18 protein-coding genes and 4 tRNA genes are annotated in these 15,078 nt (G+C 75.2%); 15 read left to right on the forward strand and 7 right to left on the reverse strand.

Annotation, left to right across the window (positions count from 1 at the left end; genetic code table 11):
* Positions 1-6: 6 nt before the first annotated feature.
* Positions 7-849, reverse strand: coding sequence for a class I SAM-dependent methyltransferase (locus tag RTG05_RS09110; protein WP_166528372.1), 843 nt, complete (start codon positions 847-849; stop codon positions 7-9).
* A gap of 213 nt (positions 850-1,062) precedes the next feature.
* On the opposite strand from RTG05_RS09110, the gene rpsA reads away from it, so the two are divergent.
* On the forward strand, positions 1,063-2,529 hold the full coding sequence (rpsA, locus tag RTG05_RS09115; protein WP_166528373.1) for a 30S ribosomal protein S1: 1,467 nt from the start codon (positions 1,063-1,065) through the stop codon (positions 2,527-2,529).
* Between the two features lie 134 nt (positions 2,530-2,663).
* Here the strand turns inward: rpsA and RTG05_RS09120 are convergent, their stop codons facing one another.
* Positions 2,664-2,936 (reverse strand): hypothetical protein, encoded by a 273-nt coding sequence (locus RTG05_RS09120; protein WP_166528374.1) that lies wholly within the window; start codon positions 2,934-2,936, stop codon positions 2,664-2,666.
* 144 nt (positions 2,937-3,080) lie between these two features.
* Between RTG05_RS09120 and coaE the strand changes: the two genes are divergently transcribed.
* Positions 3,081-3,677 (forward strand): dephospho-CoA kinase, encoded by a 597-nt coding sequence (gene coaE, locus RTG05_RS09125; RefSeq protein ID WP_166528375.1) that lies wholly within the window; start codon positions 3,081-3,083, stop codon positions 3,675-3,677.
* 15 nt (positions 3,678-3,692) lie between these two features.
* Complete coding sequence (locus tag RTG05_RS09130) at positions 3,693-3,950, forward strand: hypothetical protein (protein ID WP_166528376.1); 258 nt, start codon at positions 3,693-3,695, stop codon at positions 3,948-3,950.
* 61 nt (positions 3,951-4,011) lie between these two features.
* On the opposite strand, the gene RTG05_RS09135 is transcribed toward RTG05_RS09130, so the two are convergent.
* The 4 genes from RTG05_RS09135 to RTG05_RS09150 form a co-directional block, all read right to left on the reverse strand.
* A tRNA-Val gene (locus RTG05_RS09135) sits at positions 4,012-4,083 on the reverse strand.
* Between the two features lie 46 nt (positions 4,084-4,129).
* Positions 4,130-4,200: transfer RNA gene (locus RTG05_RS09140), tRNA-Cys, on the reverse strand.
* 40 nt (positions 4,201-4,240) lie between these two features.
* Positions 4,241-4,312, reverse strand: a tRNA-Gly gene (locus RTG05_RS09145).
* Positions 4,313-4,378: 66 nt separating this feature from the next.
* Positions 4,379-4,822: an SsgA family sporulation/cell division regulator gene (locus tag RTG05_RS09150; protein WP_166528377.1), complete on the reverse strand. Its 444-nt coding sequence runs from the start codon at positions 4,820-4,822 to the stop codon at positions 4,379-4,381.
* A 141-nt stretch (positions 4,823-4,963) separates the two neighbouring features.
* Here RTG05_RS09150 and RTG05_RS09155 point away from each other — a divergent pair, with 141 nt between their 5' ends.
* The 4 genes from RTG05_RS09155 (at position 4,964) to RTG05_RS09170 (ending at position 7,083) form a co-directional block, all read left to right on the forward strand.
* Positions 4,964-5,614 carry a sigma-70 family RNA polymerase sigma factor gene (locus RTG05_RS09155; RefSeq protein ID WP_166529623.1) on the forward strand — a complete coding sequence of 217 codons (651 nt, stop codon included), beginning with the start codon at positions 4,964-4,966 and terminating at the stop codon, positions 5,612-5,614.
* Entirely contained in the window at positions 5,611-6,501 is an 891-nt protein-coding gene (locus tag RTG05_RS09160) for an anti-sigma factor (protein ID WP_166528378.1), read from the forward strand. Before RTG05_RS09155 ends, RTG05_RS09160 begins: the two co-directional genes overlap by 4 nt.
* Before the next feature lie 14 nt (positions 6,502-6,515).
* Positions 6,516-6,986 carry a TIGR02611 family protein gene (locus tag RTG05_RS09165; RefSeq protein ID WP_208104876.1) on the forward strand — a complete coding sequence of 157 codons (471 nt, stop codon included), beginning with the start codon at positions 6,516-6,518 and terminating at the stop codon, positions 6,984-6,986.
* A 25-nt stretch (positions 6,987-7,011) separates the two neighbouring features.
* Positions 7,012-7,083, forward strand: a tRNA-Val gene (locus RTG05_RS09170).
* Between the two features lie 58 nt (positions 7,084-7,141).
* Here the strand turns inward: RTG05_RS09170 and RTG05_RS09175 are convergent.
* Positions 7,142-7,699: a dihydrofolate reductase family protein gene (locus RTG05_RS09175; RefSeq protein WP_166528379.1), complete on the reverse strand. Its 558-nt coding sequence runs from the start codon at positions 7,697-7,699 to the stop codon at positions 7,142-7,144.
* 155 nt (positions 7,700-7,854) lie between these two features.
* On the opposite strand from RTG05_RS09175, the gene RTG05_RS09180 reads away from it, so the two are divergent.
* The 8 genes from RTG05_RS09180 (at position 7,855) to RTG05_RS09215 (ending at position 15,038) form a co-directional block, all read left to right on the forward strand.
* Complete coding sequence (locus RTG05_RS09180; protein ID WP_315912472.1) at positions 7,855-8,295, forward strand: HNH endonuclease; 441 nt, start codon at positions 7,855-7,857, stop codon at positions 8,293-8,295.
* Positions 8,292-8,855 carry an MOSC N-terminal beta barrel domain-containing protein gene (locus tag RTG05_RS09185; protein ID WP_166528381.1) on the forward strand — a complete coding sequence of 188 codons (564 nt, stop codon included), beginning with the start codon at positions 8,292-8,294 and terminating at the stop codon, positions 8,853-8,855. The genes RTG05_RS09180 and RTG05_RS09185 overlap by 4 nt, the downstream gene beginning before the upstream one ends.
* A gap of 79 nt (positions 8,856-8,934) precedes the next feature.
* On the forward strand, positions 8,935-11,001 hold the full coding sequence (thrS, locus tag RTG05_RS09190) for a threonine--tRNA ligase (protein WP_166528382.1): 2,067 nt from the start codon (positions 8,935-8,937) through the stop codon (positions 10,999-11,001).
* Positions 10,998-11,576 carry an HIT family protein gene (locus RTG05_RS09195; RefSeq protein WP_315912473.1) on the forward strand — a complete coding sequence of 193 codons (579 nt, stop codon included), beginning with the start codon at positions 10,998-11,000 and terminating at the stop codon, positions 11,574-11,576. Before thrS ends, RTG05_RS09195 begins: the two co-directional genes overlap by 4 nt.
* A gap of 1 nt (position 11,577) precedes the next feature.
* Positions 11,578-12,231: a phosphatidylinositol phosphate synthase gene (pgsA, locus tag RTG05_RS09200; protein WP_166528383.1), complete on the forward strand. Its 654-nt coding sequence runs from the start codon at positions 11,578-11,580 to the stop codon at positions 12,229-12,231.
* A gap of 52 nt (positions 12,232-12,283) precedes the next feature.
* Positions 12,284-13,255, forward strand: a complete 972-nt coding sequence (locus RTG05_RS09205; RefSeq protein ID WP_166528384.1) for a phosphatidylinositol mannoside acyltransferase — start codon at positions 12,284-12,286, stop codon at positions 13,253-13,255.
* Positions 13,255-14,475 carry a glycosyltransferase family 4 protein gene (locus tag RTG05_RS09210; protein WP_166528385.1) on the forward strand — a complete coding sequence of 407 codons (1,221 nt, stop codon included), beginning with the start codon at positions 13,255-13,257 and terminating at the stop codon, positions 14,473-14,475. Before RTG05_RS09205 ends, RTG05_RS09210 begins: the two co-directional genes overlap by 1 nt.
* Before the next feature lie 11 nt (positions 14,476-14,486).
* Positions 14,487-15,038, forward strand: coding sequence for a LemA family protein (locus RTG05_RS09215; RefSeq protein WP_166528386.1), 552 nt, complete (start codon positions 14,487-14,489; stop codon positions 15,036-15,038).
* The last annotated feature ends 40 nt before the right edge of the window (positions 15,039-15,078 follow it).

The following is a 15,078-nucleotide window of genomic DNA, read 5'->3' on the forward strand; positions in this document are numbered from 1 at the left end:
GGGCGCTCAGCCGGGCCGGGTGCAGACGAGGACCAGCGTGCCGGGGACCAGGGCCCCGCGAGCCGGGGACCACTGCCCCCACTCCTGCGTGCGCCCCGGCGTCCACTCCGGCTCCAGCAGGTCGGTCAGGACGAGCCCGGCGGCGACGACGGCGCGCACCCAGTCACCGACCGTGCGGTGGTGCTCGACGTAGACCGTGCCGCCGTGCTCGTCGGTCTCCACGTACGGCGTCCGGTCGAAGTAGGAGGAGGTGACCCGCAGGTCCGCGGGGTCGGGGGAGTCCGGCAGCGGCCAGCGGAACGGGTGGTTCACCGACGCCACGAACCGCCCGCCCGGGCGCAGCACGCGGGCCACCTCGGCCAGCACCCCCTCGACGTCGGCGACGAACGGCAGCCCGCCGAACGCCGAGCACACGACGTCGAACGCCGCGCCGGCCAGCGGCAGCGCGCCGGCGTCGGCCTGCAGCAGCGGCACGGCCAGGCCGGTGGTGCGGCCCAGCTCCGCGGCCCGGGCCAGCATCCCGGCCGACAGGTCCAGCGCGACCACCTCGGCGCCGGCCCGGCGCAGCCACCGGGCGCACGGCGCGGACCCGCACCCCACCTCGAGCACCCGGCGGCCGGCGACGTCGCCGAGCAGGTGTGCATCGGCCTCGCGCAGCCCCTCGGGACCCCACAGGAAGTCCACGTCGCCGAGGTCCGCGCCGTGCTCGGCGAGGTAGGCCGGCGCCGCGGCGTCCCACCAGCGGCGGTTGGCGCGGGCGGACTCCGCCGCGCCGGCCGGCCGGCGGAGCACCCCGCTGGGGGCCGGGTAGCCGTCGCCGTCCAGGGGGAGGGCGGCCGGGGTGTCCATGACACGCCGATCGTGACACGCCGCCGCGCCCGACCGCCGCGAACCCAGGTGGACCCGGCCGTCCCCGGCTCCGTACCATGGGAGGGCGCCAGAGGTCTGTCCGTGTCGTCCCCCACCGGGGTTCGGCGCCCACCGGCTCTCCCCGCCCCCGCGCCTCCCGTGGCAGCGGGGCGTCCCGTCCCTACGCACCCCCCGTCCGGAGCACTCGACCACATGACCTCCACCCAGGTCCGTCCGAACAGCACCCCCCAGGTCGCCGTCAACGACATCGGCACCGCGGAGGACTTCCTCGCGGCCATCGACCAGACGATCAAGTACTTCAACGACGGAGACATCGTCGAGGGAGTCATCGTCAAGGTCGACCGCGACGAGGTGCTGCTGGACATCGGCTACAAGACCGAGGGCGTCATCCCCTCGCGCGAGCTGTCCATCAAGCACGACGTCGACCCCAACGAGGTCGTCAGCGTCGGCGACGAGGTGGAAGCCCTCGTCCTCCAGAAGGAGGACAAGGAAGGCCGCCTGATCCTGTCCAAGAAGCGCGCCCAGTACGAGCGCGCCTGGGGCACGATCGAGGCGAAGAAGGAAGCCGACGAGGTCGTCACCGGCACCGTCATCGAGGTCGTCAAGGGCGGTCTGATCCTCGACATCGGCCTGCGCGGGTTCCTCCCCGCCTCACTGGTCGAGATGCGCCGCGTCCGCGACCTGCAGCCCTACGTGGGCCGCGAGCTCGAGGCCAAGATCATCGAGCTGGACAAGAACCGCAACAACGTCGTCCTGTCCCGTCGGCAGTGGCTGGAGCAGACGCAGTCCGAGGTCCGCAGCGAGTTCCTCAACAAGCTCGCCAAGGGCCAGGTGCGCACCGGCGTCGTGTCCTCCATCGTCAACTTCGGCGCCTTCGTGGACCTCGGCGGCGTCGACGGCCTGGTGCACGTCTCCGAGCTGTCCTGGAAGCACATCGACCACCCGTCGGAGGTCGTGGAGGTCGGCCAGGAGGTCACCGTCGAGGTGCTCGACGTCGACCTGGACCGCGAGCGGGTCTCGCTGTCGCTGAAGGCCACGCAGGAGGACCCGTGGCGCCAGTTCGCCCGGACCCACCAGATCGGCCAGGTCGTGCCCGGCAAGGTCACCAAGCTGGTGCCCTTCGGTGCGTTCGTCCGCGTCGACGAGGGCATCGAGGGCCTGGTGCACATCTCCGAGCTGGCCGAGCGCCACGTGGAGATCCCGGAGCAGGTCGTGCAGGTCGGCGACGAGATCCTGGTCAAGGTCATCGACATCGACCTGGACCGCCGGCGGATCTCGCTGTCGCTCAAGCAGGCCAACGAGGGCGTCGTCGGCGACGAGGAGCAGTTCGACCCCGCCGCCTACGGCATGGCCGCGTCCTACGACGAGCAGGGCAACTACATCTACCCCGAGGGCTTCGACCCGGAGACCGGGGAGTGGCTCGAGGGCTTCGACGAGGCCCGCGAGACGTGGGAGCGGCAGTACGCCGAGGCCCAGGCCCGCTTCGAGGCGCACCGCAAGCAGATCGCCGCGGCCCGCGAGGCCGACGCCGAGGCGGCCGCGGGGGGCAACTACTCCAGCGGCGGCGAGGTCGAGGCGACCGACACCTCCTCCGGCGGGACCCTCGCCAGCGACGAGGCGCTCGCGGCGCTGCGGGCCAAGCTGGCCGGCGGCGAGTAGTCGAAGGACCCCTCCGCCCCCCACCGCTCGCGAGCTCGCGGCGGGCCCCTGCGGAGGGCCGTTCCACCACCTCACCAACGACGGAGGCCCGGGACCACGTGGTCCCGGGCCTCCGTCGTGGGCCGCGCCCGCTGTTACAGGCTGAGGATGATGGCGAAGGCGGCGCGGGGCCGGCCGCCGGCGGCGGCGAGGAACTGCCAGCTGTGCCGGCCGGCCGGGGCGGTCGCGGCCAGCCAGCGCACGACGGCGCTGCGGGGACGGTCCGCGCGGTTGCGCGCCAGCCGCTCACGCACCATGGGCAGTTCCGTGCAGCGCACGCCGGCCGGGCGCTCGAGCCGGTGCCGACCGGGGCCGCGCCGGGCGGCGGCGGGCGTCGACGGGGGAGCGGCGGGTGCGGGACGGGACATGTCGGTTCTGCCTCTCTGGGCGGGGGAGATCGCCGGGTGCAGAGTTGCCCATGGGGCTCGTGTGACGGGAGCGACGCGCCGGAGGGGGCGGGCCGGCGTTATCCGTCCGTGACGACCGGACCGGCTGCTGGCTACTGTCCGTGCGTGCTGCGGATCGGGCTGACCGGCGGGATCGGATCGGGCAAGAGCACCGTGGCCGGGCTGCTGGCCGCCCGCGGGGCACGCGTCGTCGACGCCGACCGGATCGCCCGCGAGGTCGTCGAGCCGGGCACCTCCGGTCTGGCCGCCGTGGTCAGCGCGTTCGGGCCGGACGTGCTCACGCCCGAGGGGGCGCTGGACCGGCCGGCGCTGGCCGCGGTCGTGTTCGCCGACCCGGCGGCCCGCCGCCGGCTCGACGGCATCGTGCACCCGCTGGTGCGGACGCGCGCCGCGGAGCTGGTCGCCGCGGCACCGCCGGACGCCGTGGTGGTGCAGGACGTGCCGCTGCTGGTCGAGACCGGGCAGGCGGCGTCCTACGACCTGGTGCTGGTCGTCGAGGCCGACCAGGACACCCGGGTGCGGCGGCTGGTCGCCCGGGGTCTGTCCGAGGAGGACGCCCGGGCGCGCATCGCCGCCCAGGCCACCGACGAGCAGCGCCGCGCCGTGGCCGACGTGGTGCTGGACAACAGTGGCACCGTCGAGGACCTCGAGGCCCAGGTCGAGCGGTTCTGGGCCGAGCGGGTGGCCCCCGCCCTGGGGTGAGCGCACACTCGCCGCGTGCCGACCGACCCTGCCCTCCGCCAGGCCCGCCGGGAGGCGGACCGGTTGCGGGGGACCGCGCAGATCCACACGGGCCTGGCGGTCCTGTGGGTGGCTCTGGCCACGCTGCAGTGGCTCACGGGGGACGAGCTGTGGCAGCAGGTCACCTGGACGGTCCTGGCCCTGGCGTACGCCGTGGCGACCGTGCTGCACCGGCGGCAGGCGTACGAGGCGGCCGCCCGGGTGGAGGCGCTGCAGGCCGACGGGCCGGTATGAGCGGAGGAGGCCCCGGGACGGCGCGAGGCCCGGGTCCACCGGACCCGGGCCTCGTCTGCTGTGGGCGATACTGGGTTCGAACCAGTGACCTCTACCGTGTCAAGGTAGCGCTCTACCACTGAGCCAATCGCCCGATCCGGCCGGTCGGCCGGTCCGCTCCACCGCACCCGGCGGAGCCGAGGTGGAGACGGGATTTGAACCCGTGTAGACGGCTTTGCAGGCCGTTGCCTCGCCTCTCGGCCACTCCACCGCACACGGGCGCCGGTCTCGCGACCAGCGCCCGGGTCCCGAGCGGACGACGGGATTCGAACCCGCGACCCTCACCTTGGCAAGGTGATGCTCTACCACTGAGCCACGTCCGCGTTGCTGTCGTGCAGGGAGAACCATACCCGACCCCGAGGGGGGCCTCGCGGGGGGTCCCCGGGTCCTCAGCGAGCCGTCGGGTCCGCACCGCCGTTGGACAGGAGCGCGGCCAGCTCGCCGTCCACCTCGAGCACCGAGGCCTCCTCGCCGAAGGGCACGACGCTGGCGGTCAGCTGCAGGAAACCGGCGACGGTGCCCCGGGAGACCTCGAACAGCGCCTCGCCGGAGGGGGCGCGCAGGTGCAGGAACAGGACGTCGCCCGACGTCCGGGACGGCCACAGCCGCACGTCGCCCTCGCCGGCGGGCCGGTCCAGGCCGGCCTGCAGCAGGTCGCGGCCCACCAGCCAGGAGATGCCGTCCTCCTCGGCGTCGTCGCCGAAGGTGATCCGCACCGCGAACGGGTCGGTGACCTCGTAGCCGAGCAGCGCAGGGACCTCGGTCCACGACTGCGGTCCGACCAGGTGCAACGTCGTCGGACAGGTGTACCCGGGCGTGGCGCGGTTGATCATGGCGTGGACGACGACCTTCCCTGATCGCGGTGACGCCCGAGGACCTGCGGGCGTCTCGCACCGCTAGGTGCCCCTTCCGGTCACACCTGAACCGCCCACCTGAACCACACCGGGCTCCTGTTGCGAAGACCGCGTGTGACGATGGGGCTCGTGAGCAGTCTGGCACGGCGTGTCGGGGACGGGCCTGCGGGCGCCGACCTCGTCCTGCGCATCCGCGCGGGCGACCGGACCGCCGTCGACGAGCTCTACGACCGCTACAGCCGCCCGGCCTTCACCTTGGCCCGGCGCATCCTCGCCGACGAGGTCCTCGCCGAGGACGTCGTGCAGGACGTGTTCCTCAGCGTCTGGCGCGACCCCGGGGCCTTCGACGCCGCGCGCGGCTCGTTCTCCTCGTGGCTGATGGCCATGGTGCACCACAAGGCCGTGGACGCCGTCCGGCGCGAGGAGTCCCAGCGCCGCCGGCAGGCCCGCGCGGAGGACGAGCTGGCGCTGTCGGCCCCGACGGCCACGGGGGACGTCGAGGACGACGCGTGGAGTCGCGTGGTGTCCGAGCAGGTGCGCGGTGCGCTGGGCTCGCTGCCGGCGGCCCAGCGCGAGGCGCTCACCCTCGCCTACTACGGCGGGTACACCCAACGGGAGGTCGCGGCGTTGACCAGCACGCCGCTGGGCACGGTCAAGACGCGCATGCTCGCCGGGATGCGCCGGCTGCGTGAGGAGCTCGGCGACGCCGCCGGCGCCGCCCGGAGCGGGGCCCTCGGGGGGTCCGCACCGGCCGACGGGACGAGCCGGTGAGCGCGCCCCTGGACCCGCGGCGCCGCGCGCACGACGTCTTCGACGAGCTCGCCGTCGGCTGGGCGCTGCACGCGCTGGAGCCCGAGGACGAGGAGCTGTTCGCCGCGCACCTGCCCACCTGCCACCGGTGCCGCCAGACGGTGGCCGAGACCGTCGACGTCATGGGTGCCCTGGCCGAGGACCTGCCCCCGGTCGCTCCTCCGGAGCGGTTGCGCGAGCGGCTGCGGGCGGCCGTGGAGGAGACCGAGCAGTCCTCCTCGCGCGGCCCGGACGCCGACCGGACGGTGCGGCCTGCGGCACCCGCCGCCCAGGACCCCCCGGCCGTCGTGCGCGGGCCGGACGCCGGGTGGTCCGGTGCGCACCGGGCGCCGTTCCCGCTGGGCGCAGCCGACCCCCGCTCCAGCTGGCGCCGGGTGCTGCCCAGTGCGCTGGTCGCCGCGGGGGTCGCCGCCGTCCTGGCCCTGGGCACGTGGAACGTGGTGCTCAGCTCGGCCCGGGACGACGCGCGGGCCGTCGCCGCCGAGCAGGCGCAGCTGGTGGAGACCCTGCTGACCCCCGGCGAGGCGACCCTCACGCCGCTGTCGTCGGACGGCGTCACGGTCGCCACGGTGGTCACCCGCGACGACCAGGTGCAGCTGGTCTCCCACGGGCTAGCGCCCAACGACTCCCAGGAGCAGACCTACGTGGCCTGGGGGATCTCCGGTTCGGGCACGCCCGTCCCGCTGGACACGTTCGACGTGACGTCGGCGCAGCCGGCGCTGGAGACCGTAGGCTCCGGGACGGCCGGGCCGGACGCCTACACCGGCTACGCGGTCAGCCTCGAGCCCGGCCGCGAGGCTCCGTCGGAGCCGACCGTCGTCGTCGCGCAGGGGGAGGTCCCGAGCTGAGCGGTCCGGAGACGGTGGCCCGGCCGGAGCGGGAGCGGCCCGGTCACCCCGCCCCCTCCCCGCGGCGACCCCACGCCGAGGACGGGCACCGCAGCCTGCGGGAACGGGTCGGGCACACGCGCTGGCGGCGGTGGCTGGGCGCCCGGCGTCCCCTGGAGCACACCTACCGCCTGGTGCTGGGGGTCGTCGGCGGTCTGGTGGTGGCCGTCGGGCTGGTCACCATCCCGCTGCCCGGCCCGGGCTGGCTCACTGTGATCGCCGGGCTCTTCCTGCTGTCCACGGAGTTCGCCTGGGCCGAGCGACTGCTGGACTACACCCGGCGGCGCGTCCGGGCCTGGACCGAGTGGCTGGGCCGGCAACCGGCGTGGGTGCGGGTCGCCGTCGCGCTGGCCACGGCGGCCTTCGTCTACGGCGCCCTGGTGGTCGTGCTGCACCTCACCGGCGTCCCGGACTGGGTGCCGGGGTGGGTCCCGCTCTGGCGCTGAGCGTCTGGCAGAATGGCTGCCGCACGGGCGATTGGCTCAGTGGTAGAGCGCTTCGTTCACACCGAAGAGGTCACTGGTTCGAACCCAGTATCGCCCACGCACACGGGAGGCCCGGGTCGCATCCGACCCGGGCCTCCCGCACGTCCGGCGGTCTCTCAGCCGGCGGTGCCCGCCGGCCCGTAGGTCAGGTGCACCACCCCGTTGCTCAGGCTGTCCGCGCCGAGCAGGGACATCGCCGTGCGTGGCGCACCGTCGGGGAACAGCCGGGTGCCGCTGCCGACGGCGAGCGGGTAGACGTAGAGGTGCAGCTCGTTGACCAGGCCGTCGGCGAGCAGGGCCCGCACCAGCGTCGCGCTGCCGCTGACGTAGAGGTCGCGGTCGGCCTTCAGCTCCCGGATGCGGTCGGCGTCGTACCCGCCCAGCACCGTGGAGTTCCGCCACACGCCCTCGGCGTCGGTCAGCGTCGAGGAGACGACGTACTTCTGCGTGTCGTTGAAGAACGGCGCCCCCTCGTCGTCCTCGACGGTGCGCGTCGACCAGGCCGGCCCGAACGCCTCGAAGGTCGTCCGCCCCAGCAGGATGCCTTGCGCAGGGGCGGTGAGCGCCCCGATGGACGCCGCCAGGTCGTCGGGGAACCCGTAGTCCATCGTCCACACCGGGGCGTCGACGACCCCGTCGACGGTGGTGAACTCGTGCACCCTGATCGCGCCCATGTGCCCTGCCTCCTGTCTGTGCCGCGGCGCCGCCGCGGGGCCGGTGGTCGGCCTCACCGGGACAGACCCGGCGCGACAGCGATCCTCATCGGTGCGCAGCGCGCCGATCGGTCCGGGGGCGGCGCAGCGCGCCGCGGAGGGGGACCATGGAGGAGATGTCCCGCCGCCCCGCCGCCCCGCCCGTGCCGGCCCGGTCCCGCCAGCCGGGGCGCGCCGACCGGCTGACCGAGGCGATCGAGCGCGACGGCGACACCTGCATCTGGTGCCGTCGGGTGCTCGGCGGCCTGGTCCCGCCGACCACCGAGCACGTCGTCCCCCGGCTCAAGGGCGGGCCGTCCTGGCTGGCCAACGAGGTCGCCGCCTGCCGGCGTTGCAACGCCGAGCGCGGGCACCGCGCGCCGGTGGACTGGCTGGAGGAGTGCGAGCGGCGCGGCTGGCGGCCCGACGCCGACCGGCTGGCCCGCGCGCTGGACGCGCTGCAGGCGGCCATCGACCGCGACGGCGGCCAGCGCCGGGCGCGGCCCTACCTGGACGCCCAGCGGCGCCGGTTGCGCCGGCGGCGGCCGGCACCGGAGGGACGTACGGTCGCCTCGTGACCGGCACCAGTGTCGCGGGCAGCCTCGTGCAGGTGAGCGTCTACCCGGTGAAGAGCCTCGCCGGCCGGACCGTGCGGGAGGCCGAGGTGGGGCCGGCGGGCCTGGTCGGGGACCGCGCGTGGACCGTCGTCGACGCGACGACCGGCGAGCGGGTGACGGTGAAGGCCACCCCGCAGATGGCCGCGGTGGCCGCCACGGGCGACGACGAGGCCGACACGGTCACCCTGACGCAGGTGCTGGGCCGCCCGGTCCGCCTCGAGCGCGCCGCCGCGCCGCAGGTGGACGCCGCCGCGGTGCACCTGGTCAGCCGGGCGGCCGTGGCCCGCGCCGCCGAGGGCGACGTCCCCGAGGGGTGCTCCGCCGACGACCCGCGCGCCAACCTGCTGCTGGACCTGCCCGAGGGCGAGGACGAGCGCGGCTGGGTGGGGCGCACGGTGCGCATCGGCGAGGTCGAGGTCGCCGTGACCCGCACCCCGAAGCACTGTCTCGGGGTGTACGCCGAGGTGCGCCGGCCCGGCACGGTGCGCGCCGGTGACCGCGTCGAGGTGCTGCCGGGCTGAGTCGGCCGGCGTCCCGGGGGAGCACGCCGCGCGCACTAGGCTCAGAGAGCCCGACCGTCGAACCGCAGGAGTCCCCCCCGTGTCAGCCGCGCCCGACCCCGTCGACCCCAGCCCGATCCGGGTGCCGGCCGGGACGACGGCCCAGGACGCGCTCAAGGCGGCCGGCACCCCGCTCAAGGGCCCCGACGGCGCGGTGGTCGTCCGCGACCTGGCCACCGGTGACCTGCGGGACCTCGCCTGGGCCCCGGAGACCGACGCCGAGGTCGAGCCGGTGCCCGCCGCCAGCCCCGAGGGCCGTGCGGTGATCCGCCACTCGACCGCCCACGTGCTCGCCCAGGCGGTGCAGGACCTCTTCCCCGGCACCCGGCTGGGCATCGGCCCGCCGGTGGAGAACGGCTTCTACTACGACTTCGACCCCGAGCGGGCGTTCACGCCCGAGGACCTGGCGGCCCTCGAGAAGCGGATGACCGAGATCGTCCGCGCCGGGCAGCGCTTCGCCCGCCGCGAGATCGGCGACGACGACGCGCGGGCGGAGCTCGCGCACGAGCCGTACAAGCTGGAGCTGATCGGCCTCAAGGGCGGCGCCGGGCAGGAGGGGGCCGTCGAGGACACCGAGGGCGCCGACGTGGAGGTCGGCGGCGCGCAGCTGACCATGTACGACAACCTCGACGCCCGCACCGGCGAGCGGGTCTGGACCGACCTGTGCCGCGGCCCGCACCTGCCGCGCACCAGCGGCATCCCCGCGTTCAGCCTCACCCGGTCCGCGGCCGCCTACTGGCGCGGCAGCGAGAAGAACCCGCAGCTGCAGCGGGTCTACGGCACCGCGTGGGAGAGCAAGGACGCCCACAAGGCACACCTGGAGCAGCTCGCCGAGGCCGAGCGCCGCGACCACCGGCGGCTGGGCGCGGAGCTGGACCTGTTCAGCTTCCCCGACGAGATCGGCTCGGGCCTGCCCGTCTTCCACGCCAAGGGCGGCGTGGTCAAGCGGGAGATGGAGGACTACGTCCGCCGCCGGCACATCGAGGAGGGCTTCGACTACGTCGGCACCCCGCACGTGGCCAAGGGCGGGCTGTTCGAGACCTCCGGGCACCTGCCCTACTACGAGGACACGATGTTCCCGGCCCTCGAGATGGACAACGCCAAGTACTACCTCAAGGCCATGAACTGCCCGATGCACAACCTGATCTACTCCTCGCGCGGGCGGTCCTACCGGGACCTGCCGCTGCGCTACTTCGAGTTCGGATCGGTGTACCGGTACGAGAAGTCTGGCGTCGTGCACGGGCTCACCCGGGTGCGCGGGTTCGCCCAGGACGACTCGCACAGCTACGTCACCCCGGAGCAGGCGCCCGGCGAGATCCGGCACCTGCTGTCCTTCGTGCTCGGCCTGCTGCGCGACTTCGGGATGGACGACTACTACCTCGAGCTCTCCACCAAGGGCGACGACCCGGAGAAGGCCGCGAAGTTCATCGGCTCGGACGAGGAGTGGGCGGTGGCCACCGCCGTCCTCGAGGACGCCGCGAAGGAGACCGGCCTCGAACTCGTGCCCGACCCGGGTGGCGCGGCGTTCTACGGCCCGAAGATCTCGGTGCAGGCCCGCGACGCCATCGGCCGTACCTGGCAGATGTCGACCATCCAGTACGACTTCAACCAGCCCGCGCGGTTCGGCCTGGAGTACACCTCCGCCGACGGCGGCCGCGCCCAGCCGGTGATGATCCACTCGGCGAAGTTCGGCTCCATCGAGCGGTTCTTCGGCGTGCTCACCGAGCACTACGCCGGCGCCTTCCCCGCCTGGCTGGCACCGGTGCAGGTGGTCGGCATCCCGGTGACCGACGAGCAGGTGCCGTACCTGGCCGACGTCGCGCGGCAGCTGCGGGCGCGCGGCATCCGCGTCGAGGTCGACGACTCCGACGACCGGATGCAGAAGAAGATCCGCACCGCGAGCAAGCAGAAGGTGCCCTTCGTGCTCATCGCCGGGGCCACCGACGCGCAAGCCCGCGCGGTGTCCTTCCGCTTCCGCGACGGCAGCCAGCACAACGGCGTGCCGGTGGACCGGGCCGTGGCCGCGGTCGCGGACTGGGTGGCCGGCCGGACCAACGCCGACCCGACCGCCGAGGCCGTCGTCCCGGGTGGGGAGGCGGCCGGGTGAGCACCGGGTCGGAGGAGGCCTTTCGGGTCGCCGTCCCCAGCGACGACGGGGGGCCCGCCGCCGTCTTCGAGCACCTGTGGACGCCGTACCGGATGGCCTACATCCGCGGCGAGAACAAGCCCACCGGCGACCACGACTGCCCGTTCTGCCTCATCCCGGCGATGAGCGACGAGGACGGGCTCGTCGTGGCGCGCGGCGAGACGGTGTTCGCGGTGCTGAACCTGTACCCGTACAACGCCGGCCACATGATGGTGGTGCCCTACCGGCACGTGCCGGACTACACCGACCTCACCCCCGCCGAGGTCGCCGAGCTGGGGGAGTACACCCAGACGGCGATGCGGGTGGTGCGCGCGGTGTCCGGGGCGCACGGGTTCAACATCGGCATGAACCAGGGGGCGGTCGCCGGCGCGGGCATCGCCGACCACCTGCACCAGCACGCGGTGCCCCGGTGGGGCGGGGACACCAACTTCATGCCGGTCATCGGGCTGACCCGGGTGCTGCCCCAGGTGCTGCGCGAGACGCGGGCGCTGCTGGCCGAGCACTGGCCGGACGGCCGGCCGGCCCCGGGGGCCTGACGTGCTCGGCGCAGGCGCCCGCGCGGCGGTGGGCCGGTTCTGGGCACCGGTGGTGGCCCGGCTGGCCCGCGCCGGGGTGACCCCCGACGCGGTCACCCTGGTCGGCACGCTGGGCGCGATCGGCGGCGCGGTCGGGCTGATCGCCACCGGGCAGCTGTTCTGGGGCGCGTTCACCGTCACCGTGTTCGTGCTGCTGGACATGCTCGACGGCGCGCTGGCCCGGGCCCGCGGGGGCGGCTCGGTGTTCGGCGCGGTGCTGGACTCCACCGGCGACCGCGCGGCCGACGCGGCCATCTTCGGTGCGCTGGTCTGGTGGTTCTCCGGGGCGGGCGCCAACCGGTTGATCGTGCTGCTGGCGCTGCTGTGCCTGGTGCTCGGGGTGCTCACCTCCTACGTCAAGGCCCGCGCCGAGGGCATGGGGCTGACCTGCGACGTCGGCGTCGTGGAGCGCACCGAGCGGCTCATCCTGGTGCTGGTCGGCACCGGGTTCCTCGGCCTGGGCATCCCGTACGCGCTGCACGTGGCGCTGTGGCTGCTCACCGCCGGCAGCGCGGTCACCGTCGCCCAGCGGTTCGTGGAGGTGCACCGGCAGGCCCGCGGTCGGTCGCTGTCCACCCCGCCCTCCCCACCACCCACCCAGGGCCTCGTGCCGTGAGCCTCCTGCCGTGAGCCTCCTGCCGTGAGCCTCCTGCCATGAGCGGCCTGCCGTGACCGACGGCCCCGCGGCAGCGGCCGGGACGCCGGGGCTGCGGGCCCGCGCCACCGCGCGGCTCACCGACCTCGGCTACGCCGCCGGCTGGGGCGTCGTCCAGGCGCTGCCGGAGCCGGTGGCCCGCGGCGCGTCCGACGCCGCGGGCCGCTGGGTCGCCGCGCGCGGGGGACGGGGCGTGCGCCAGCTGCGCGCCAACCTCCGCGTCGCCACCGGCGGCCGGCTGGACGAGGCGGCCCTCGACGAACTCACCGTGCGCGGCGTGCGCTCCTACGCCCGCTACTGGCAGGAGGCCTTCCGGCTGCCGCGGCTGGGCGTGCAGCGGGTCCTCGCCGGCACCGAGCTGGCCGGCCGCGAGCACCTGGAGGCCGCGCGCGACCAGGGGCGGGGACTGGTCGTCGCCCTGCCGCACAGCGGCAACTGGGACGCCGCGGGCGTCTGGCTGGTCGACTGGCTCGGCGGCCCGTTCACGACCGTCGCCGAGCGGCTGCGCCCGGAGTCGCTCTACCGCCGCTTCGTCGCCTACCGGGAGACCCTCGGCATGCGGGTCGTCCCGCTGACCGGCGGGCCGCGCCCCGGGTCGGCGGTGCTGCGCGAGTGGCTGGACGCCGGCGGCTCGGTGTGCCTGCTGGTCGACCGCGACCTGGGCAGCGGCGGGGTCCCGGTGGACCTGTTCGGCCGCCGCACCACCATGCCCGGGGGGCCCGCGGTGCTGGCCGCGCAGACCGGGGCCGCGCTGCACCCGGCGGTGTCGCACTTCACCCCGACCGGCTGGCGGCACGTCGTGCACCCCGAGGTCCCGGTCGACGGGCCCGGCCGGCTGCGCGACCGGGTCGCGGGCGCGATGCAGGGCGTGGCCGACGCCCTCACCGCGGGCATCGCCGAGCACCCCGAGGACTGGCACGTGCTCGGCCGCGTCTGGGACGACGTCCCGCCCGACGCCCCGCCCGACCAGCGGCGGCGGCCCTGATGCGGATCGGGCTGGTCTGCCCCTACCAGTGGGACGTGCCCGGGGGGGTCGCCTACCACGTGCGCGACCTGGCCGAGACCCTGCGCGGGATGGGGCACCATGTGGAGGTGCTGGCCCCGGCCGAGCAGGAGGAGGCGCTTCCCGACCGGTGGTTCACCTACGCCGGTCGCACGGTGCCCGTCCCGTACAACGGCTCGATGGGCAGCGTGCAGCTGGGCCCGGTCACCGCCGCGCGGGTGCGCCGCTGGCTGCGCGAGGGGCACTTCGACGTCGTCCACGTGCACGAGCCCTCGTCGCCGTCGGTGTCCCTGCTCGTCTGCGTCATCGCCACCGGCCCGATCGTGGCCACCTTCCACGCCGCCACCGTCCGGTCGCGCGCCCTGGCCGCCCTGGGCCCGGCGCTGCGCCCGTGGCTGGAGAAGATCTCCGGGCGCATCGCGGTGTCGGACTCCGCCCGCCGCGTGCAGGTCGAGCACCTCGGCGGCGACGCGGTGATCATCCCCAACGGGGTGCACGTCGCGGCGTTCGCCGACGGACCCTCGCTGCCCGGCCGCACCCGCGGCGTCGACGGGCCCACCGTCGGCTTCCTCGGCCGCTACGACGAGCCGCGCAAGGGGCTTCCGGTGCTGCTGGAGGCGATGCGCACCGTCGTCCGCTCCCACCCGGGCGCGCAGCTGCTCATCGCCGGCCGCGGTGACCCCGACGCCGTCCGTGAGCTGCTCGGCGGGGACCTCGTGGCGCACGTGTCGCTGCTCGGTGAGCTCAGCGAGGCCGACAAGGCCGCCTTCCTGCGGTCGGTGGACGTGTACTGCGCACCCAACCTGCTGGGGGAGTCCTTCGGGATCGTGCTGATCGAGGCGCTGGCGGCCGGGGCGCCGATCGTCGCCAGCGACCTGGACTCCTTCGCCGCGGTGCTGCGCGACGGCGCCGCGGGGGTGCTGGTGCGCCGCGGCGACCCCCGCGACCTGGCCCGCGCCCTGTCCGAGCTGCTGGCCGACCCGCAGCGCCGGGCGCAGTTGTCCGACACCGGGCGCCGGGTGGCCGCCGACTACGACTGGTCGGTGGTGGCCCGCCGGGTGCTCGCCGTCTACGAGACCGTCGTCCTGCCCGGCGGCGGGCAGGTCACCGCCTCCGACGACGACGCCGACCTGCCCGGCCTGCCCCCCGTACCGGGTGAGTCCCCGCCCCGGTCGGCCCTGCGGCGGTGGGTGCAGGGCTAGCGTGACCCGTCGTGACTCCCGACGCCTGGCTGCTGCTCACCGCCGCGGTCGTCGTCGTCCTGCTGGCCGCCTGGGTGGCCTGGACGCTGACCCGGCTGGGCCGCCTGGAGGCGCGGGTCGAGCGGGCCCGCGCGGCGCTGGACGCCCAGCTGCACCGGCGGGCCGCCCTGGCCGAGCTGCTGTGCCGCGACCACGTCGCCGCGGTGGGGGAGGAGCGGGCCGCCCGGCTGGCGGCGTGCGTGCGGGAGGTCCGGTCCCCGCGCTCGGGTGACCGCGAGCTGGCCGAGAACGCCCTGGGCCGCGAGCTGCGCGAGCTGACCGGCGACCTGCCGGAGCTGCCCGCCGCCCTGCGCGCGGACCTCGCCGAGACCGCGATGCGGGTCGGCCTGGCGCGCCGCTTCTACAACGACGCCGTGCGCGACACCGTCGCCCTGCGCACCCGCCGGCTGCCCGGCCTGCTCCGGCTGCACGCCGCCCGGCCGCTGCCCCGCTTCTTCGACATCGAGGACGACCTGCGCGAGGTCACCGGCAGCGCCGCCGGGGGCGGCCGCGGACGGTCTTAGCATCGCAGGCGTCCCACCCCGACGTCCGAGACCGAGGCAG

Source organism: Geodermatophilus sp. DSM 44513 (assembly GCF_032460525.1).
Lineage (GTDB): Bacteria > Actinomycetota > Actinomycetes > Mycobacteriales > Geodermatophilaceae > Geodermatophilus.

Bases quoted from the DNA above. Each gene is read 5' to 3' on its own strand.
- RTG05_RS09110 (WP_166528372.1), bottom strand. From the start codon at position 849: ATGGACACCCCGGCCGCCCTCCCCCTGGACGGCGACGGCTACCCGGCC.
- rpsA (WP_166528373.1), top strand. From the start codon at position 1,063: ATGACCTCCACCCAGGTCCGTCCGAACAGCACCCCCCAGGTCGCCGTC.
- RTG05_RS09120 (WP_166528374.1), bottom strand. From the start codon at position 2,936: ATGTCCCGTCCCGCACCCGCCGCTCCCCCGTCGACGCCCGCCGCCGCC.
- RTG05_RS09150 (WP_166528377.1), bottom strand. From the start codon at position 4,822: ATGATCAACCGCGCCACGCCCGGGTACACCTGTCCGACGACGTTGCAC.
- RTG05_RS09155 (WP_166529623.1), top strand. From the start codon at position 4,964: ATGGGGCTCGTGAGCAGTCTGGCACGGCGTGTCGGGGACGGGCCTGCG.
- RTG05_RS09175 (WP_166528379.1), bottom strand. From the start codon at position 7,699: ATGGGCGCGATCAGGGTGCACGAGTTCACCACCGTCGACGGGGTCGTC.
- RTG05_RS09180 (WP_315912472.1), top strand. From the start codon at position 7,855: ATGTCCCGCCGCCCCGCCGCCCCGCCCGTGCCGGCCCGGTCCCGCCAG.
- RTG05_RS09210 (WP_166528385.1), top strand. From the start codon at position 13,255: ATGCGGATCGGGCTGGTCTGCCCCTACCAGTGGGACGTGCCCGGGGGG.